This window comes from Vibrio sp. B4-6 (assembly GCF_963888245.1).
GTDB classification, from domain to species: Bacteria; Pseudomonadota; Gammaproteobacteria; order Enterobacterales; family Vibrionaceae; genus Vibrio; species Vibrio anguillarum.
Window position 1 is genome coordinate 18,364 of record NZ_CAWPIM010000009.1, and the last position, 19,549, is coordinate 37,912.

15 protein-coding genes are annotated in these 19,549 nt (G+C 45.4%); 4 read left to right on the forward strand and 11 right to left on the reverse strand.

What is annotated here, in order from left to right; all coding sequences use genetic code 11:
- Positions 1–7 precede the first annotated feature (7 nt).
- The 9 genes from AACV20_RS02560 to AACV20_RS02600 all read right to left on the reverse strand — a co-directional run bounded on the left by AACV20_RS02560 (position 8) and on the right by AACV20_RS02600 (position 10,391).
- Entirely contained in the window at positions 8–1,732 is a 1,725-nt protein-coding gene (locus AACV20_RS02560; RefSeq protein WP_064624286.1) for a GspE/PulE family protein, read from the reverse strand.
- Complete coding sequence (locus AACV20_RS02565; RefSeq protein WP_170907920.1) at positions 1,722–2,837, reverse strand: tetratricopeptide repeat protein; 1,116 nt, start codon at positions 2,835–2,837, stop codon at positions 1,722–1,724. Before AACV20_RS02565 ends, AACV20_RS02560 begins: the two co-directional genes overlap by 11 nt.
- Positions 2,834–3,679, reverse strand: coding sequence for an ExeA family protein (locus tag AACV20_RS02570; protein WP_170899649.1), 846 nt, complete (start codon positions 3,677–3,679; stop codon positions 2,834–2,836). The genes AACV20_RS02565 and AACV20_RS02570 overlap by 4 nt, the downstream gene beginning before the upstream one ends.
- Positions 3,680–3,684: 5 nt before the next feature.
- Positions 3,685–5,313 carry a pilus (MSHA type) biogenesis protein MshL gene (mshL, locus tag AACV20_RS02575; protein WP_170907921.1) on the reverse strand — a complete coding sequence of 543 codons (1,629 nt, stop codon included), beginning with the start codon at positions 5,311–5,313 and terminating at the stop codon, positions 3,685–3,687.
- A 14-nt stretch (positions 5,314–5,327) separates the two neighbouring features.
- Positions 5,328–5,654 (reverse strand): MSHA biogenesis protein MshK, encoded by a 327-nt coding sequence (locus tag AACV20_RS02580; RefSeq protein ID WP_017047101.1) that lies wholly within the window; start codon positions 5,652–5,654, stop codon positions 5,328–5,330.
- Positions 5,644–6,288 (reverse strand): type II secretion system protein GspM, encoded by a 645-nt coding sequence (gene gspM / locus AACV20_RS02585; protein ID WP_017047102.1) that lies wholly within the window; start codon positions 6,286–6,288, stop codon positions 5,644–5,646. Before gspM ends, AACV20_RS02580 begins: the two co-directional genes overlap by 11 nt.
- On the reverse strand, positions 6,285–7,727 hold the full coding sequence (locus AACV20_RS02590; protein WP_170907922.1) for an MSHA biogenesis protein MshI: 1,443 nt from the start codon (positions 7,725–7,727) through the stop codon (positions 6,285–6,287). The genes gspM and AACV20_RS02590 overlap by 4 nt, the downstream gene beginning before the upstream one ends.
- A 12-nt stretch (positions 7,728–7,739) precedes the next feature.
- On the reverse strand, positions 7,740–9,728 hold the full coding sequence (gene csrD, locus AACV20_RS02595) for an RNase E specificity factor CsrD (protein ID WP_088720760.1): 1,989 nt from the start codon (positions 9,726–9,728) through the stop codon (positions 7,740–7,742).
- A 129-nt stretch (positions 9,729–9,857) separates the two neighbouring features.
- Positions 9,858–10,391 (reverse strand): single-stranded DNA-binding protein, encoded by a 534-nt coding sequence (locus tag AACV20_RS02600; RefSeq protein WP_013857892.1) that lies wholly within the window; start codon positions 10,389–10,391, stop codon positions 9,858–9,860.
- 285 nt (positions 10,392–10,676) lie between these two features.
- Between AACV20_RS02600 and AACV20_RS02605 the strand changes: the two genes are divergently transcribed.
- The 4 genes from AACV20_RS02605 to AACV20_RS02620 all read left to right on the forward strand — a co-directional run bounded on the left by AACV20_RS02605 (position 10,677) and on the right by AACV20_RS02620 (position 17,130).
- Positions 10,677–11,324: a LuxR C-terminal-related transcriptional regulator gene (locus tag AACV20_RS02605; RefSeq protein WP_064624269.1), complete on the forward strand. Its 648-nt coding sequence runs from the start codon at positions 10,677–10,679 to the stop codon at positions 11,322–11,324.
- A 117-nt stretch (positions 11,325–11,441) separates the two neighbouring features.
- On the forward strand, positions 11,442–12,311 hold the full coding sequence (gene galU, locus AACV20_RS02610) for a UTP--glucose-1-phosphate uridylyltransferase GalU (RefSeq protein WP_013857894.1): 870 nt from the start codon (positions 11,442–11,444) through the stop codon (positions 12,309–12,311).
- Between the two features lie 168 nt (positions 12,312–12,479).
- Entirely contained in the window at positions 12,480–15,302 is a 2,823-nt protein-coding gene (gene uvrA / locus AACV20_RS02615; RefSeq protein WP_170907926.1) for an excinuclease ABC subunit UvrA, read from the forward strand.
- Positions 15,303–15,369: 67 nt separating this feature from the next.
- Positions 15,370–17,130, forward strand: coding sequence for a PglL family O-oligosaccharyltransferase (locus AACV20_RS02620; protein ID WP_170907923.1), 1,761 nt, complete (start codon positions 15,370–15,372; stop codon positions 17,128–17,130).
- Positions 17,131–17,244: 114 nt separating this feature from the next.
- On the opposite strand, the gene mgtE is transcribed toward AACV20_RS02620, so the two are convergent.
- Positions 17,245–18,621, reverse strand: coding sequence for a magnesium transporter (gene mgtE, locus AACV20_RS02625; RefSeq protein ID WP_094149773.1), 1,377 nt, complete (start codon positions 18,619–18,621; stop codon positions 17,245–17,247).
- Between the two features lie 166 nt (positions 18,622–18,787).
- Positions 18,788–19,183: a hypothetical protein gene (locus AACV20_RS02630; protein WP_017050669.1), complete on the reverse strand. Its 396-nt coding sequence runs from the start codon at positions 19,181–19,183 to the stop codon at positions 18,788–18,790.
- Positions 19,184–19,549 lie beyond the last annotated feature (366 nt).

The following is a 19,549-nucleotide window of genomic DNA, read 5'->3' on the forward strand; positions in this document are numbered from 1 at the left end:
ACCTTAACTATAGATAGATGGCTTGAATGATGCCGGATGAATCACCTTCACCTAAGCTCATCACTTCATCTAAACTGACAACCCCTTGTAGCGCCAACTCCATCGCCGAAGCTAGCAGCGGTTTGTACTGCTTCGACTGACGAGCGGCTTGCGCAAAACTAACCGCATCGTTGGCGCGCAGTGCATCCATCATCTCGTGTTCAAGTTCTAGCATTTCAAAAACCCCAATTCGCCCACGGTACCCCGTCAAATTGCAGTTCTGGCACCCACGCCCACGTGTAAAAGCCGCTTCAACTTGATTTGGGAAACGCACCGTCAGCCACTGTTTGCGCGCTTCATCAACCTCATCCACCGCTTTACAATCGGGGCACACTTTACGCACTAAACGTTGGGCAACCACCGCCCGCACGGCGCTGGCCACTAAATAACCCGGCGCGCCCATGTCCATCATGCGCAAGGCGCTATCAACCGCATCATTGGTGTGTAAGGTGCTCAACACTAAGTGGCCGGTTAAGGCCGCGCGCAAACCAATTTCAACGGTTTCTTGATCGCGCATCTCCCCGACTAGAATAATGTCCGGGTCTTGACGCAAAAAGGTTCTCAGCACCGTTGAGAAATCAAGGTCAATTTTAGGGTTGATCTGCACTTGGCTGATGCGTGGCAATCGGTACTCAACCGGATCTTCTGCGGTAATGATTTTTTTACCGGGAACATTGAGCTCTGATAACGCGCCGTACAGCGTCGTCGTTTTCCCTGATCCGGTTGGGCCGGTCACTAAGATCATGCCGTGTGGACGTTTAAGTTGATGACGTAAACGCTGTAAAATATCATCAGGAATACCTGACTCTTCCAGTTTACGAACTCCGGATGATTGGTTGAGCAAACGCATCACCACCGACTCACCGTATTGTACTGGCATGGTCGACATACGAATATCGACCGATTGGCCTTTGGCTCGGATATTAAAACGGCCATCTTGTGGGAGGCGTTTTTCTGAGATATCAAGATTGGCCATCAATTTTAAACGCAGTACTAAAGCCGAAGCGATGTTGGTTTCATTGAGTAGGGTTTCGTGTAATACCCCATCAATCCGCTGGCGCAAACGCAATACGTTGGCATCAGGTTCGATATGAATATCAGACGCCCCAACCTGAATCGCATCTTCAAATAGAGAGTTGATGAGCTTAACAACGGTCACTTCATCGCTGTCATCATCACCGATATCGAAATCAAAAGCGGTATTGCCTTGGTGTTCCAGTTGTAGCTGCTCGGCAAAAGACGCAATCTCTTTGGTGCGGCGATAGTAACGATCAAACCCTTCAACCAATTGTTTTTCTGGAGCAATAACAAATTCAAAACTGTATTGGGGTAATTGAGTGAGCAGAGATTCTTGAGCAAACAGATCCGCCGGATCACTCATTGCGATGCGCAGCGTGTCGCCATTTTTGCCAATGATTAAGGCGCGTAAACGGCGTGCATGCACTTCCGGGAGGATCTGCACTGCATCAATATCGACATTGGCTCGGCTGAGATCGATCAGCGGCAGCGAAAGTTGCTGCGATAAGAAGCTCAGCATCTGCTGCTCTGACAAAAAGCCGAGTTCGATCAGCGTGTCACCCAGTTTACGTCCACTGCGCTTTTGCGCAGCGAGCGCTTGTTCCACTTGATTTTCAGTGATAATCCCTTCTTCAACCAGCAGATCACCTAAGCGTTTTCGTAGCTTAATTTGCACTCGCACTCTCCTCTAAACTGCTTAGTACGACTAGGCGATCACGAATAAACAGTTGTGACTGACTCGAGAGGCCAACTTTCGCAAGCGCTTGTTGGTAGGTATATTTGGCCGCCTGAAAATCCATCGTACGCTCTTGTGCTATCGCAAGCCCTAACCACCAGCGTGCGTTCTCAGCATCAAGCTTGACTAAGCGTTGATAGCTTTCTAATGCGAGTGAATCTTGCTTGGCTTTTTGTGCCAAAGCTGCTCTTAGCGAGAGATAATCTATCGAAGCATTGTCAGGTAAATGAACTAGAGGGGTTAACGCCGCTTCACTCTGCTTCTCTTTGATCAGTAGTTTGGCTAACGCAATCCGTAAGCCTTCTCCGTTATGATTGAGCTTAATACCACTTTGCAAGATCTCAAAAGCTTTGCGTGCATCACCTTTGCCGTAATAGAGCGCGGATAATTTTTGACGGGCGAGTTCATTTTCTGGGGTAAAGCGTAGCACTTCACTGTACGCATCCAGTGCCTCTTTGAGCTCATTACTGTCCACGGCTTTATCAGCGCGGCTCATTGCTTTTACCGCCAGTTGCTCTGGCGTCAAATCCACTTGTTCAATCAAAACACTTGAGATTTCTTGGTCACTTTCAGCACCGAGCGCGACCGCACGGTTAGAATGCAACGGCTGTTGATTGGCTAAGGCCGAATCCTGTTTAACCGTCACTGTGGGCGTCACTGAATTTGCCGTTTTTTTGTCCACTGCAACAACGGCAGTTTGATAAACGGGGCGATGCTCCGTGACAATTTTGGTGGTTGGGGAAACAAGCGCAGGCGAAGAGCTTCGCTCATCAACCTCTAACAACAGGCTCTCAGGTTCATTCACTATTGCTTGATTGGCCAGTGTTTGACTGACCACTGTTTGACTGACCATAGCTTGGTCAACCATAGCTTGCTGCTGTGACACCGCCCATCCACCGACTGCTAAGCTGGCAGCAAACCCGGCTACCATCCACAACCAAGCGCGGCTGCGTTTTACTTTCGCAACTTGCGCTGGTTGCAAGTTCACCACCGATTGGCGTTGCGCTTGTGCCAGTTTTGATAGTGCATCGTTCATCGCACTCATGATTGACTCCATCCCCACATAAAAGGGCGTTTAAACTTAGGCTTACAGGTATCAAACGTATCGTGAATCGCTGTAAATAGGTGCTGATTGCGAATCGTGCTGTCGTTTTGCGTAAAAGCCAGCAACAGGGCTTTGTGACACACTTGGTTAATCAAACGAGGGGTACCATAACTGGCTCGCCACAACGCTTTTTTCTGTTCAAGATTAAACAGTTGCGCATCACCTCCGGCTTTGCTCAAGCGGCTCTCGATATAAGCGACTGTTTCATCTAAAGAGAGCGGCCGCAGATAAGCGCTAAAAGTAATTCGTTGACGAAATTGGCGCAGATGGTGCTGCGCTAAACGCTCATCGAGCTCTGGTTGGCCAATCAACACCAGTTGCAACAACTTTGTGTATTCTGTTTCTAAATTGCCGAATAAACGCAGCACTTCTAATGCATCGTCTGGTAACGCTTGTGCTTCATCAACAATCGCGACAACTCGTTTCCCCTGCTGCTTTAGCGCAATCAATTGCCGCTGAATACGATCAACAATATCCGCATCATCTTGCTTATTAAGGCCTAGTTCGCTGGCGACAGCTTGGCGAAGTTCTCGACCATTAAGCGCTGGGTTGGGTAAGTAAATCAGTGCAATATGATCGTGTAAATGATTGATCAACATGCGACACACCATGGTTTTTCCGGTCCCTACTTCTCCGGTTATTTTGATCACCCCTTCGCCTAAATCAATGGCGGCACTCACGGTTTGAATCGCCTCGTAATGTGGCGCTAAGCCTAAAAACAGTGACGTGTTAGGCGTGAGATGAAAAGGCAGTTGGTCAAAACCAAAGTGCTCAAGATACATGCTGTTTATTCTTCGTCTGGGAACCACTCCTGCAGTAGTTCACGCGAGCGTTCGAGCTCTTTTTGCCACGTATTAACACCCACAACGGTTGGTTTAAGCAAAATCACCAATTCGGTTTTCTCAGTCAGCTCAGAGGTGTTACGAAACAGATATCCTAAACCGGGTAAATCTCCCAAAAAAGGGACTTTAGATACTTGATTAGAGGTGTTGGATTTCATTAATCCACCAATCACCACCACATCACCATCTTGCGCGCGGATCACCGAGTCTGATTCGCGGATCGTACTGCGCGCTAATGGCAACACAATTTGGTTGCCTGCATATTCAATTTGTTTCTTCTGCTCGTCGACTTCAATCACAGCAGGGTGCACGTGCAATAGCACATTGCCTTGGTCATCAATTTGTGGCGTCACGTCGAGCGAGATACCCGAGAAAAAAGGCGTGAGTTGGATATCCGGTGCAACATTGGAGTTATCGCCATTGCCAACCACACCCGTTACATCAGTGACATAGTATTCATCGGTGCCGACTTTGATCACCGCTTTTTGGTTATTAGCCGCGGTGACTCTTGGACTGGATAGGACATTCAAATCCCCTTGAGTTCCCATGAAGTTAAGCACTGCTTTAAAGCTACCATCTGAAATGGTGACATTGGTTTGGCCTTGCAACAGAGTGCCAATCGCATCCATCCCCGGCAGTAACGAAGCCGCACTACCGACTTTATCAATCACAACATCACCATTGCCAAAGGACATATTTGACCAATTGATCCCTTGCTGGTAACCATCGCTCAAGGTGACTTCTAAAATTTTCGCTTCAAGGATCACTTGTCGCTGCAGACGTTGCTGAGAAATGCCAAGGAAGTTACGCACTTCGCGAATTTCATCGGGGTAAGCGCGAATCGTAATGACACTGGCTTGTGGCGTGACGACCACACTTTGACCTTTGCCCGAACCAATCAGTTGTGCAACGGCTTTTTCAAGCTGCGGCCAGAAATCGCTTTCACTGGTGGTTTCAATTTCAGTCCCACCTTTCGAATTACTGGATGAGTTACTCGAATTGGAATTCGAACTGGAATTTGAGCTAGAACTACTCGAAGAACTAGAACCGGTATCCGTATTAGTGATCGTACCGGTGGTGATGGAAGTTAAAGAACGGCCCGTACGTTTAAGTTGTAAATAATCGACCGGGATAGTCACCGTACGCAGGCCTGACGGGTAAACCTGAATCACTTTGCCCTTTTTGATAATTTCATAGCCATACATGTCACGAACAACGGCCAATACATCATCCAAAGTCACGTCGGTTAGATTTACCGTTACACTTCCAGTAACTTCAGGGTGGATGGCGGCACTAAACTCAGTTCCTTTCACTAAACTGGCAAAAAATACCCTTGCATCCACATTATCAGCTTGGATACGAAAGCGTTTAACCGTTTCTTGACTGCGCGCTGTGATTCCCTCAATGTCAGGCATCAAGTCAGCTTCTACGGAGGCCGGTAGAACGGCTAGATTTCGGCTGTTGGCTTCATTAATCGCCTGATTCAAAGACTGTTTCATCTCAACTGGATCGCGATGTCCCATAGAACAGCCCATTAAGGATACGATGACTACGCCTAATACGATTTTACGCATACGATTTCTATACCTTACTGCTTGATGTCCAGAGAAAAGAGGCTTAAATCCCACATCTTTCCTCTGCGAGAAAGGGTCACTTGCTGTGGCTCAATGGCTTCTACTGTGTAGCCAAATAGCGACTCTCCGATGCCAACCACTTGATCGTTAAGCACTGCCACACAAGGTATGGTTTGTTGGCATACAATACTTTGCAACCTAGGTAGCGGGTAACTCTCTATCTTATTGACAGGTGATGCGCTCTCACTCGCCCAACCTAATGGCGCGGTAGGATCTTGCGCTGCCCAACTACTGCATACAACACACATCAACAGCAGTGAAAAAACGGATCTAACCACCAATAAACTCCTGTCTAATGCCTAATGTGTACACTTCCATAATGACTCTGGCTTGGGGGTAATTTTCTACCTTGTATTGGAAATGACGCCAATAATACTTCATCGGTAAACTTTCTAAATTGGTCAAATAATTCAATATCGCGAAGTAATTACCGGTGAACTCCAATCTCACAGGATGAACATAATAGCCTGAATATTCAGATGATTGGTTGTTATTTGCAATTGGCTCTGCTGCTAATGACTCCATGGAGACCAACGTCAACTCTGGGCTGGTTGCCAACACACTTTCAAGCAATTGCGCCATCTTTGCGGGTGTAATCAGTGAATCAACCAATGCTGCCAGCTCAAGCGAGAGAGTTTGGCTCTGCGCCATTAACTGTTTGAATTCTAGATTGATCTCTTGATTCGGATCTTTATTAAGCTTAGCAGTCAATAACAGAATTTCACCTTGCATTCGCTGGTTCATCTGCTCAACAGACTGAAGCTGTAGCCGATTAGCCGCCACCGATTTCATCGCAGGCTCGAGTAACAAGCTAAACAAGAGCAGTGTAATCACCACTAAGCCACACAGGGCGATCAACATTTTTTCACGCGAACTGATGGCTAAGAATTTGTTGCTGATGCTCTGCCAATTCATTGGCTATCCTCCGCTTTAGTTTTAAGCTCAAAGATGAGAATGCCTTGCTCATTGCGCGCAATTTTTAACTTTCCAAAACTACGCCCCATTAGGTTCAGTTCGCTTTTAAACTGACTTAACCAGTTTGGAATATCTTTCGCCTCTCTGGCTAAGCCTTGCAAATCGAGCTGCTCATGTTGAATGGTAATGGTCGTTAATGAAATATCATCACGGCTGAGTGTGGCTAGCGAACGCATGACTCCTGAGTAACCGACCTGTTGTGATTGGTCAAACTCATTAATCGAATCCAATGTGGCTTGTTTGCCCTTAATTTGCTGCTTCAAACGCTCAATCGCCGCCATTTTTTCAACCGATGGCTTATGCTTATCAACTTTCTGTTTGGTCGTTTCTAATTCAGCAGCAAGGGCTTTATTTTGCGCTTGTTTAGCTTGTAGCTGCTGTTGCAATTGACTATTTTGCCATTGATAACTGGCATAGGCCAATAGCATCACTAAAGCGACAATGCCCCAAATCGCGCAGACCATGGAGAGTGAAAAATACTCTTTCTTCGGCTTAAGATGCGCCGGGTATAAGTTGAGCATTGAATCGTCAATGCGAGTCACTTGCTCCACCAGCAGATGAGCCGAACTCGGTAACCGCTCATCAAGCAGGGAAACTTTGACATTTAGACGTTCATTTAATGCATCGACCAACTCTTGCTGCGCTTCTTCATCACACAGCACTTTTAGCTGATGTAATGAGGCCCCTTTAAGCTGCGAGGAAAGGTAATCGATCGAACGTTGCAGTTCTAACGCTAAGCCATCGAGCTGTAAAACCGAGCTGGCGACACCAGTAATGGGAGAGACAACACCTCTCATTGTGCGTTGAAAACAGCATTTTTGGTCCACAAATGCGTCAAACTTAAAACTGCTGTTTTTACTGCGCTGTAGCAGCAAAAAATGCTCAAGATCACCGGCACTTCTCGCCCACACTTCATCTTCGGGAATGACTTTGCCTAACTCTAAACCCATCGCACTCAGTTGCGACGCCACTTCCAATACCGTGCGTTTTGAGACCACGTAGGCTTGAATTTTATTATCTGCGGGTAACGGAAAAGCATCAGCGATGATGTCAGTGACTTTCTCTGTCACCAGATCTTTCAATAAAAATGGCAGGGCGACTGACCACTCTTGTTTGGGTAACTGCGGTTTTTCTATTTGATAAGTTTGATAAAAATGAGCGTGGAGGACAAGGTTAATTACCGTACCCTTAATGTTGAGCGGTTTGAGTGCGTGAAAGAGTACCTGTTGCCAGGTCTCTCCATTCAGCGGGATCTCTGTCGGCAAAACCGCATCATCCAAAGCCGAGAAATAGAGAGCATCAGGCCTTACGACAACGAACAATTGCCGCAACGTCGCTTTAGATGGTTTTAATTTATCAATCAGTGACTGAAGATTCATATAGGTTCGCTTTTATTTTTTACGCCAACGATTTCTTCGCCCTAAGGTCACGCTAGGGCTAATTATTTTCTCAGGTAACAAAGGCTGTTCTTCTTCAAACAGTCGGCCTTGCCCACCATGAATGCCTAGGTTTTTTAGCGTTTGCCACTCTTGCTCTGTTTCGACACCGACCGCAATAACTTGAGTCTGAGTACCACCACAAGCACCAAGCATGCTACGAACAAACAGTTGATTCTCATGCCGCTGATCGATTTTCTTCATCAAGCTGCGGTGCAATTTCAGGAAATCAATCTTAAGATCTTTTATGTAGTGAGTGCTGACAATGGTTCTGCCCGCCTGCCCTACGATTACCTTAGCACCGAGGCCGGAGATCATCTTAATAACGGGGCGCATATAATCGAGATGTTGCACTAATCGGCCTTCAGGAAACTCAAAGGAGAGCTGCGATCGGCTACTCGAGGTAAGTTGCAACAATTCATGCCGGAACCACTTAAAATACTGCTTATCGGCGAATGGAATCACATGCAAGTTCACTGACACATTGACCTTAACTTCAGAGCTTTTAAGCAAACGAACGACTTTAAGCAATACGGCTCGATCCATTACCATTTCATAACCCACCGTTTCTAAGGCTGAATGAAAGCGAGAGGCTTTTATAACACCTTGTTCTGGATCATCAATACGCGCAAACAACTCATCGTGCAGCCATACTAAATCATTCGTCTTTTCAAGCAAATAGCAAGGTTGACGGAATAAAATTATTTTCTCAGGCGTCAGCACCTGATCAAACAAAGTTCGCCAACGCACACTGCCGCGTTCCTCTTGGAAAAAAGTACTCTTTTTAAAGCGGCTCCACGTATTCACTCGCTGTAACTGAGCACTTTTTAAGGCCGTTTCTGCCTCATCCAACACTCGACCACGCCGCTCGCCTTCGCTGTACATACTGATACCTATATGGCACCAGTTTTCTTTATCGAGCGGCTCAGGAGGCGATATGCGCGCTAAAAGCTTCAAACATTGTGTAGCAATAGAAGCGACCTCTTTTACCCCTTGGTGCGGCACAAAAATGGCAAAATCGGTATCGTAATAGCGAGATAAAATCACATCTGGGTAACGCTGTATGACGTTGGAGATGTTCTCCCCGACTTCCACAACGAGATCATCCGCTGCTTTTTTATCATTTTCTTCGCACAGAGAATCCCAATCATCGATACGCACTAACAAAACGCCACCACGCGCGCCATTTTCTAACAAGGCTGATTCCAATTTGCTATCAAAAAGGACACGGTTGGCCGTACCCGTCAATTTATCTAAGAAGGTTTGGGTCCGGATGAAAGTATCAAAGCGGCTGCGCTCTTGACGAGCATCTTGCAGCTCATCAATCAGGACATCAAGCGCCTCACTCGCCGTATAAGGCCACTCGCGGTGATCACCTTTGGCGTACTGCTCCACTCGACCAGCGAGAATCATTCGCCCTCGCTCCTCCAACAACTCAGATCCCAACAATTGCTCTTTAAGCCACTTTACCCCACGAATCAAACAAAACACGATAAGACCAACTGCCAACGTAATAGACCACATAGCACCCAATGAGTAGCTATAACTGAGATAGGGCGGAACTGCTTTAAAGCTGATGCTGTAGCCTGGATTACGTTCAAGGATAATATCAATATGGTACAAACGGGCAGGGTCGACTTTGGACGAGGTATCTTTAAAACGGTAAATAACGCCAGCTGGTGAAGAGAGCTGCATTTCAACAATGCTACTGGCTTGCAACATTTTGGGCATCCAACGTTGCAATGAATAAGCGGCATCAGGATCTTCTATTTCTTTATCGACCACCTCCACAATTCCTGCTAGGTAGTGATTGAGATATTCTTGTCCAAGCCGTTGAAAAGACAAAGTTCCACCAATAAACAAAATGAACATTGCACTGGTTACGATAAGCGTAACAAAAGCCACTAACCGAGTACTCAGTTTCAGTGTTGGTGTATACCGCATGAATGCTGAATTCCTTTTCAACGTAAACTTTGTCGATCACTAAGCTGTGCTGACAAATAAGAAAATGCTAATAGTGATAACTATATAAAAAAGCCGCGGTTTTCGCGGCTTTTTTCGACATTCGAACGTTTAGAATGGGATGTCGTCATCAAAATCCATTGGTGGTTCATTATACTGAGGTTGAGCCTGTTGAGGAGCTGACTGCTGTTGCTGTGGTTGCTTTTGCATCGCAGGCTGCTGAGGTTGCCCCCATCCGCCACCTTGTTGCTGTTGTTGTGGCATTCCACCTTGCGCTGGAGCACCACCTTGAGCACGGCCACCCAACATTTGCATCACACCATTAAAACCTTGTACGACAACTTCGGTGGTATAACGATCTTGTCCGCTTTGATCTTGCCACTTACGAGTTTGTAGCTGACCTTCAATGTACACTTGTGAACCTTTACGTAAGTATTCACCAGCAACTTCGGCTAATTTGCCAAACAGCGCAACACGGTGCCATTCGGTTTTTTCGCGTTGCTCGCCAGTTGCTTTATCACGCCATGAATCTGACGTTGCAATGGTGATATTTGCCACAGCAGCGCCACCAGGCATATAACGAATTTCTGGGTCGTTACCTAGGTTACCCACTAAAATAACTTTATTTACTCCACGGCTTGCCATGTTTTGCTCCGTCTTCCATCATGAGTGTTCTTTAAATAGCTGACTAGGATACCACGCTTTATGCGAGGCACAAATCTTCACAGAAATAGTTGTCAAAATTCATCTCACAATCTTGCTCAATTTCCTATTTTTTAGAACCACTACCTCTAATTTAAGAATGACAAAACACTCAGTTACCTTACTATATGAAACTAAGCGCAATTTTATTTATCTCGTTGGCTTTATAACCTAATTTCCGTCATTTTCTAGACAGTTGTCTAACATTCTCGTCAAAAGGAAGTGACCATGAGAAAAGCAAACTATACCCGCACCATTTACTTTCTCTGTTTAGATAAAGAGCAAGAACACCCTTATATTGACCATTTAACCGATCGGCTTGGGCTGCCCATTCCTAAAATTGAGCCCGAAACCTTGCGCCAAACATATTGTTCAGATAAACACAAAATATTGATGATTGACCATGCCGATTATGCGCAGTTGCAACGACGCTTGGGAAACTGCCCATTAAACAGTCAGCATCATGAAACGATCCTCATCAATGTGTTGCAAAGATTAACCACTAATGACTTATTAACCTTTGGCCATTTAAAAGGGCTATTTTATAAAAATGACACCTTAGATAAAATTGCATTCGGGCTTGGCGAAATCATTAATGGACAAAATTGGCTACCCAGACACGCTGTAAGTCAGTTACTGCACTACTATCGCTACGCGTTTGAGTCCCATACTGCTCAAGTGATTACAGACTTAACCGCCCGCGAAATACAGATCCTCCGCTGCTTACAAACTGGCGCATCGAATAACCAAATGTCGGAAGATTTATTCATCAGTGAATTCACGGTCAAATCACATCTCTACCAAATATTCAAAAAGCTATCGGTCAAAAATAGGGTCCAAGCGATTGCGTGGGCCAATCAAAATATTCTGTCTTAATTATGTGCTTTCACGCAGAATTTAACTGAGTTCACCGCTTTAGTGGTGATAGCGTTTCATAAAGCATGATAAGGTTGCGCCATCAATTAACAATTCAAATAAAAATAAGGTTATAGCATGATCAAAAAATGCCTATTCCCAGCCGCTGGCTACGGTACACGTTTTCTTCCAGCGACAAAATCAATGCCCAAAGAGATGATGCCAGTCGTCAATAAACCCTTGATCGAATATGGTGTTGAAGAGGCGATTCAAGCCGGAATGACCGGGATGTGTATTGTGACTGGGCGTGGAAAACACTCGATCATGGATCACTTCGATAAAAACTATGAGTTAGAGCATCAAATTAGTGGCACCAACAAAGAAGAGCTACTGGTTGATATTCGTGAAATCATTGATACCGCCAACTTCACCTACATTCGCCAACGTGAAATGAAAGGTTTAGGCCATGCGATTTTAACGGGTCGAGAGTTAGTCGGCGATGAACCTTTTGCGGTGGTGCTGGCCGATGACTTATGTGTCAATCAAGAAAAAGGGGTTTTGGCACAAATGGTCGCTCTGTATAAACAGTTCCGCTGCTCAATTGTTGCCGTTCAAGAAGTGCCTGAAAATGAAACACATAAATACGGTGTTATTTCCGGTGAAATGATCAAAGACGATCTGTTCCGAGTGGATGACATGGTTGAAAAACCAGAACCAGGCACCGCACCAAGCAATTTAGCCATCATTGGTCGCTACATTTTAACCCCAGATATTTTTGATCTGATTGAGCAAACAGAGCCGGGTAAAGGTGGCGAAATTCAAATTACCGACGCGCTACTCAAACAAGCGCAATCAGGCTGTGTATTGGCGTATAAATTCAAAGGCCAACGCTTTGACTGCGGTAGCGTAGAAGGCTATATCGAAGCCACTAACTACTGCTTTGAAAACATGTACAAAAAGAACGAACAAAAAGTCGCGTTGGATAAACATTCGACTCATAAAGCTTAAGTAAGCTAATGCGTTAGTCACCTAGTGCGTTAGTAACCTAGCGCCTCCCCAATAAAAACCACGGCAAGTTCCGTGGTTTTTATTTACTGTTTTTTTATCCAGTGTCTATTTGCACAAAACTCACACTATGCAATACTTGCCTAACTTGTGTTACATAGAGCCTAGATGATGGACAAAATTGAAGTTAGGGGCGCTCGAACCCACAACCTGAAAAATATCAACCTGACCATTCCACGCGATAAATTAACAGTGATTACAGGGCTATCAGGCTCGGGGAAGTCATCTCTCGCCTTTGATACACTCTACGCAGAGGGCCAACGCCGCTATGTTGAATCGCTGTCTGCCTATGCACGCCAATTTTTATCTTTGATGGAAAAACCGGATGTTGACCATATTGAAGGTCTTTCACCAGCTATCTCTATTGAACAAAAATCAACCTCGCATAACCCTCGTTCTACGGTTGGCACCATTACCGAAGTTTATGACTATTTGCGCCTGCTTTATGCGCGAGTCGGTGAGCCGCGCTGTCCTGAGCACAAAGTTCCACTTCGCGCTCAAACCATCAGCCAAATGGTTGATAAGGTGTTGGAATTAGCTGAAGGTTCAAAACTGATGCTGCTTGCACCGATTGTGAAAGAGCGCAAAGGTGAACACGTTAAAACGCTGGAAAACCTGGCCGCGCAAGGTTTTATCCGCGCCCGTATTGATGGTGAAACGTGCGATCTGACTGATCCACCAACCCTTGAACTACACAAAAAGCACACCATTGAAGTGGTGGTTGATCGCTTCAAAGTTCGTCCTGACCTACAGCAACGCCTAGCCGAATCCTTTGAGACAGCGCTCGAGTTGTCAGGCGGTATTGCTGTGGTTACTGACATGGATGGTAAAGGCGAACAAATTGTATTCTCAGCCAATTTTGCTTGTCCACACTGTGGCTACAGTATGCAGGAGTTAGAGCCTCGGCTGTTTTCATTTAATAACCCAGCGGGCGCATGCCACACCTGTGATGGTTTAGGCGTACAACAATATTTTGACCCTGAACGCGTTATCCAAGATAGCCAACTCAGCCTCGCGCAAGGAGCGATTCGTGGCTGGGATCAGAAAAATTACTACTACTTCCAGATGCTCACGTCACTCGCTGCGCATTATGATTTTGATTTACATACCCCATTTAACAAACTGCCTAAAAAGGTTCAGGAAATCATCTTGAAAGGCTCGGGGAAAACTGAGATTGAGTTTAACTACATTAATGATCGTGGTGATATTCGGGTTAAACGCCATCCGTTTGAAGGCATTCTCAATACACTTGAACGTCGTTATCGCGATACAGAATCTAACTCTGTCCGTGAAGATTTGGTGAAATACATCTCGACTAAGCCTTGTACCAGTTGTAATGGCACCCGTTTACGCATCGAAGCTCGCAACGTATTTATCAATGACACCGCGCTCCCGGAAGTGGTGGAACTGAGCATTGCCGATGCCTTGCAATTTTTCCAATCTCTTGATTTAGAAGGCCAACGAGCACAAATTGCTGAAAAAGTAATGAAAGAGATCAATGACCGTTTGCATTTCCTCGTCAACGTTGGGTTGAATTATCTCAACCTTTCTCGGAGTGCTGAAACCCTATCAGGAGGCGAAGCACAACGGATTCGCTTAGCGAGCCAAATTGGCGCTGGACTCGTTGGGGTAATGTACGTCTTAGATGAGCCATCGATTGGGCTCCACCAGCGTGATAACGAACGGCTATTAAAAACGCTCACGCATTTGCGCGATCTAGGCAACACGGTATTAGTTGTAGAGCATGACGAAGACGCGATTCGTATGGCGGATCATGTAATTGATATTGGCCCCGGCGCTGGTGTGCATGGTGGGCAAGTCGTCGCAGAAGGGAATGTGAATGACATAATTTCCAACCCTAATTCGCTCACGGGACAGTACCTGAGCGGCGCGAAAAAAATTGCGATTCCTACCGTGCGTACCCCAAGAGATCCCAAGAAAACGGTGGAGCTTATCGGCGCATCGGGTAACAACCTCAAGACGGTTGATTTATCGATTCCTGTTGGCTTATTTAGCTGCGTAACAGGGGTTTCAGGCTCCGGTAAATCAACCTTAATTAATGATACCTTTTTTAAAATTGCTCATACGGCCTTAAATGGAGCCACCACAGCAACGCCTGCTCCATATCAAAAAATCAAAGGGTTAGAGCATTTTGATAAGGTCATCGACATTGACCAGAGCCCGATAGGCCGAACTCCCCGTTCAAACCCAGCCACCTATACAGGCATTTTTACGCCGATCCGCGAGCTATTCTCGGGCACTCAAGAGTCTCGATCTCGGGGCTATAAACCGGGTCGTTTTAGCTTTAACGTACGTGGTGGACGCTGCGAAGCATGCCAAGGTGATGGTGTGATTAAGGTTGAGATGCACTTTTTACCCGATGTTTACGTGCCATGCGATGTGTGTAAGGGTAAACGCTATAATCGTGAAACATTGGAAGTCCGCTACAAAGGCAAAGCGATTGATGAAGTGTTGGAGATGACCGTCGAAGATGCTTACGCTTTTTTTGAGCCCGTACCGATGATCGCTCGCAAACTCAAGACCTTGATTGACGTGGGTTTATCCTACATACGCCTCGGACAAGCGGCGACGACTTTGTCAGGGGGCGAAGCTCAACGCGTCAAACTGGCTCGTGAACTATCAAAACGCGATACAGGGAAAACCTTGTACATTTTGGATGAGCCAACGACTGGCTTGCACTTCCATGATATCCAACAGCTATTGATCGTACTGCATCGCTTACGCGACCACGGCAATACCGTGGTGGTGATTGAACACAACTTAGATGTGATTAAAACCGCAGACTGGGTGATCGATTTAGGGCCAGAAGGCGGACAAGGCGGCGGCGAAATTATTGCTCAAGGAACGCCCGAAGATGTGGCGCAGATCGAAGGTTCACACACAGCACGCTTTCTTAAGCCTATGTTGAAATAGAAAAAAACGGTAAAGTAAAGAAACCAGCAAGTGGTTGCTGGTTTCTTTTAATTGGAACGCGAGACCTATGGCAACATTGCATCTAAGCGGTACACAACTTGAAGCACAAACACCCGCCATCCCCTTAAACAAACCCTTTTTGCTTTCGATTGGCATTCTCTATTTACTGGCAATGCATTTTTTTATGCCCAACCCTGGTGGCTCAGGTCTGGCTTTATCTTTTAATCCAACCACTTGGCTTGCCCTTAGTTTTACGCTCTCATTAGGTCTGTATCAACTCGCATCTAACCGTAGGTTACGCTATTCCAAACTGACCATCGGTCTTTTTATCAGTTGTACCATCATGACGGTTCCGCTGCTTTACACGAATGCTCAAATTGACGCATCGCTGAGTCGAATGCTCGGGTTATGGACTGGGCTGCTTTTTTTTGTATTGCTGCAACAATTTCGTTTTAGCAACAAACATAAGCAGCGATTGCTCTGGTTTATCGTACTCGCGGCATTGATTGAAGCCCTATTTGGTCTGTATCAATACTTTTTGCTTTCACCCGAGAATATTTTTGGCTACAACTCTCTTATCAACCGCCCTTACGGCATTTTTCAGCAACCGAATGTGATGGCGAGCTTTCTCGCGACAGGGCTGGTTATATCTGGCTATTTACTGGCTCGTCAACCGAAGAAATACAATCAGCATCTCAGCGAAGTGAGCCTACTTTATGTCACTCCACTGCTCACTGCGCCGTTGTTGGTGATATTAGCCTCGCGCACTGGTTGGATTGGCGCGATACTCGGAACACTTTTTGTTCTGCCTTACCTATTTAAATTTTCGACGCCTAAACGATTTTGGGGATGGAGCGCTGCGACGCTATTGGGTATTGCTTTAGGGTTTGTCGCTGTCTATTCCCAAGGCACGGGCGATTTTCTAGAGAATAAGGCTGATTTAGAGAGCCCTCGCCGTTATACCTTTCCTCAAACTATCGATATGGTCATAGAAAAACCCTTCACGGGTTATGGTTATGGCAGGTTTGAATCTGAATATTTGCTTTATACCGCAAGGCAACACCAATTAAACCCTAGCTACCAACCGGGGTTGGCGTCGATGGATCATCCTCATAATGAATTACTATTCTGGGCGGTGGAAGGCGGTTTGTTACCTGTGCTAGGGATCACACTGGCCATGCTTTTCGTGCTCATGCGGATGTATTCGGCAAAGAAAGGGACTAGGCTTGCGATGTTCGCCCTTTTCATTCCTATCGTGTTGCACAGCCAACTCGAATACCCATTTTACCATTCTGCCATTCATTGGATAACCTTCATTATTCTGCTTTTTTGGGTTGATCAACGCGTGGCTAAATACCGTTCGGCCCCTTTTGGCCTTATCAGTAAATCCCTGTTTCGAGTATTGAGTTTAGTAGTGCCGATTTTGACTGGCTTTTATATGCTCAGCGCACTGCACAGTAATTACGTGCTTACCCAATTTGAGAAATCTCAACCCAAGAACCCGGATATCCTACAAAGGGTGACGAACCCTGTGGTTTGGAAAGACCGTTTTGATTGGGATGTCTACAGCACTTACCTCAACATTGGCCTGTATAATCAAGATCCTAAATTGATTACGCCATACATCGACTGGTCATTGGCCATCATAAAACATAAACCGCGTCCTGCTTTTTACAATAATCTGATCTTGGCTTACCAAGGTATTGGTGACGAAAGCCGCGCCGAGCAAATTCGCTCCGAAGCCGCATTTTTGTTCCCCAATATGGATTTCAGTGAGGTGCAGTATAGCCCGCCAACCAGTTCGGCTGATCGTTCGTCTGCCAATTAAATCGAGCATATGAGCCTTATTCATAAAAAAAGCTTTCCCAAAAATAGAGAAAGCTTTTGACCGTTGGGCTTATTTCACACTCCAACCAGTAGATCTCACTGCCAGATGAGTGGCTTACGTCACTGGTGGAAAATCCAACACCATGGTAGCAACGCTGAAATAGATGATCACCCCGATAGAATCCGCAATGGTCGTGATCAACGGAGCACTGGCTGACGCAGGATCGAGCTTAAACTTATTCAGAATGAACGGAAGGAGCATTCCAACAATACAGCCAATAATCACCACAATTTGCATCGTTACCGCAACGACGAAAGCGATATCACTGCCGCCTCGCCAAAAACCCAATAAAGAGACAGCAATGGCCATTGTTGCCCCTAATAACGCCGCAATCCCTAACTCTCGCACCAACATGGATAGCCAATCTTTCATCACCACTTCACCAGTGGCTAAGGCTCGAACCATCAACGTTGCTGACTGGGATCCTGCATTACCGCCGCTATCAATCAACAGTGGTAAGAAGAAGACCAAGGCGACATAGGTTTGAATCGTCTCCTCAAAGTACGCAATACCGGCACCAGAAAAAAGGTTACCAAAGACTAACAACACCAGCCAAAACACACGTTTCTTGTACATTAGCCATACGCTGGCTTCTTTAAGGTTACCGGTAAAACCAACCGCAGCGACTTTATGAAAATCCATATCCGCTTGCTGCTCGGCCACGTCCATCGCATCGTCATAAGTCACAATACCGACCAAACGGAATTGATCATCAAAAACAGGCACCGCAAGTAAATCGTATTTACTGATGGCTTGCGCTGCACACTCTTGATCTTCATCGGCTCGAACAAACACTGTCTCTTTGGTCATGATGTCAGAGACAAGCGAGGTCGGTTGTGCCAGCACTAAATCCTTAAGCGAAAGTGTACCAAGTAAGCGATTCTGTTTATCAATCACATACGCTTGATAGATGGTTTCCCTCTCGTTGGCCATTTCACGTAAACGCGCAATCGCCTGCTGCACATCATCATCGGCGTTTAACGTCGCATAATCTGTCGTCATGATGGAGCCGACCGAGCCTTGAGGGTAGGATGCAAGTTGTTGTACATCTTGCCGCTCTTGTTGATCCAGTAGAGCAAGTAGCGGCGGTTGGCGCGTCTCATCCAAGTGAGCATATAAGTCAGCCCTTTCATCATGGGGCATAACTTGAAGCACTTTCGCAAGCGCTTCGAGCGGCATTCTCTCCACCACTTTTTCTCTGATAGGCTCAGAAAAATACCCCAATAGCGCCGCTTGACGAGCGATTGGCATCAATTGCACCAGCTCAAAGACATCCTCTTCGCTCAAGGTCTGATTAGCCAACTGCTCAGCGAAGACTTGAGCAATATCAGCGATAGGATACTGTTCCATTAATTGATTTAAGTTTAATGGGTCACGATTAAAATTAATCGCAGCGAGTTCTAACGCTATTTTTTGTAATTTCATTATCATATCTCAGCCGATATTTAACTTTAAAAATAAACATAATAATTTTAAAGCTTATTTTTAGAATCAATGTATTCAATGAATAACTTAAATTTTAAGCACACTGTTCCAATCTCACTAAAATTTCATTTAGTGAAGTTGAGCGACTTATTTTAAAGTTTGTTAATATTTATTATATAGAATAGGCGCCAATCACTCGATTCCGACTATCGATGATAGGAATCATAGGCAAATGACTGTCTAATAATAACTTTCTAGCTTGAACCTTATCCATTAAGGCCGATACGGCAATATCGCTTTTGTGCATAATATCTTTCATGATGATATTCATCTGTGATACCACCACCTTGCTTAAATAAACAAACCCTAAGTATTCACCTGCATCACCAGAGATAAAGATAAGGTTTAAGCGCTTATCGGTTAAGGACGATGAGCGTAGAATCGCAATCACCGCTTCTACAGATAGCGATGCGCCTACACAAATAAAGTTGTTATCCATTTCGGTTTGAATAGAGTGAGCAGCAGGTAGCCGGTTGCCCATAGCTAATGATGTATTGTACATAACCATCTTTGTATCTCCTTGAAACTATCAAGGCAAAGAAACCAAATTATGCAGAAAATCCACGTAACTGAACTGCAATAAGCTTATACCATCAAGCTCAAGCATTCCCCGCTTTGAACAAGCAAGTTAGGAGAAGATAAAGTCAGTCAAATAGAGAAGCCGTGCACTTGCGAAAGTTCTAGCGGTGTACAGATGACACGCAAGAAATTCAAAAGCATTCACGCTCTAGCCAGTAGAAACGCTGTATTGAATAAATCATAGTGAAACAATCATATGATCGACTTAAACAAACACGATACTCTATAAAAAGAGTGTGATATTGACAGGAGAGAACAAGAAAAGGAGCTTCGTTAGTATGAATACCAACTTAGC

Excerpts from the sequence above, each read along its gene's own strand:
- AACV20_RS02565 (WP_170907920.1), bottom strand. The coding sequence starts at position 2,837 with ATGAGTGCGATGAACGATGCACTATCAAAACTGGCACAAGCGCAACGC.
- AACV20_RS02570 (WP_170899649.1), bottom strand. The coding sequence starts at position 3,679 with ATGTATCTTGAGCACTTTGGTTTTGACCAACTGCCTTTTCATCTCACG.
- mshL (WP_170907921.1), bottom strand. The coding sequence starts at position 5,313 with ATGCGTAAAATCGTATTAGGCGTAGTCATCGTATCCTTAATGGGCTGT.
- gspM (WP_017047102.1), bottom strand. The coding sequence starts at position 6,288 with ATGAATTGGCAGAGCATCAGCAACAAATTCTTAGCCATCAGTTCGCGT.
- AACV20_RS02590 (WP_170907922.1), bottom strand. The coding sequence starts at position 7,727 with ATGAATCTTCAGTCACTGATTGATAAATTAAAACCATCTAAAGCGACG.
- csrD (WP_088720760.1), bottom strand. The coding sequence starts at position 9,728 with ATGCGGTATACACCAACACTGAAACTGAGTACTCGGTTAGTGGCTTTT.
- AACV20_RS02600 (WP_013857892.1), bottom strand. The coding sequence starts at position 10,391 with ATGGCAAGCCGTGGAGTAAATAAAGTTATTTTAGTGGGTAACCTAGGT.
- AACV20_RS02605 (WP_064624269.1), top strand. The coding sequence starts at position 10,677 with ATGAGAAAAGCAAACTATACCCGCACCATTTACTTTCTCTGTTTAGAT.
- galU (WP_013857894.1), top strand. The coding sequence starts at position 11,442 with ATGATCAAAAAATGCCTATTCCCAGCCGCTGGCTACGGTACACGTTTT.
- uvrA (WP_170907926.1), top strand. The coding sequence starts at position 12,480 with ATGGACAAAATTGAAGTTAGGGGCGCTCGAACCCACAACCTGAAAAAT.
- AACV20_RS02620 (WP_170907923.1), top strand. The coding sequence starts at position 15,370 with ATGGCAACATTGCATCTAAGCGGTACACAACTTGAAGCACAAACACCC.
- mgtE (WP_094149773.1), bottom strand. The coding sequence starts at position 18,621 with ATGATAATGAAATTACAAAAAATAGCGTTAGAACTCGCTGCGATTAAT.
- AACV20_RS02630 (WP_017050669.1), bottom strand. The coding sequence starts at position 19,183 with ATGGTTATGTACAATACATCATTAGCTATGGGCAACCGGCTACCTGCT.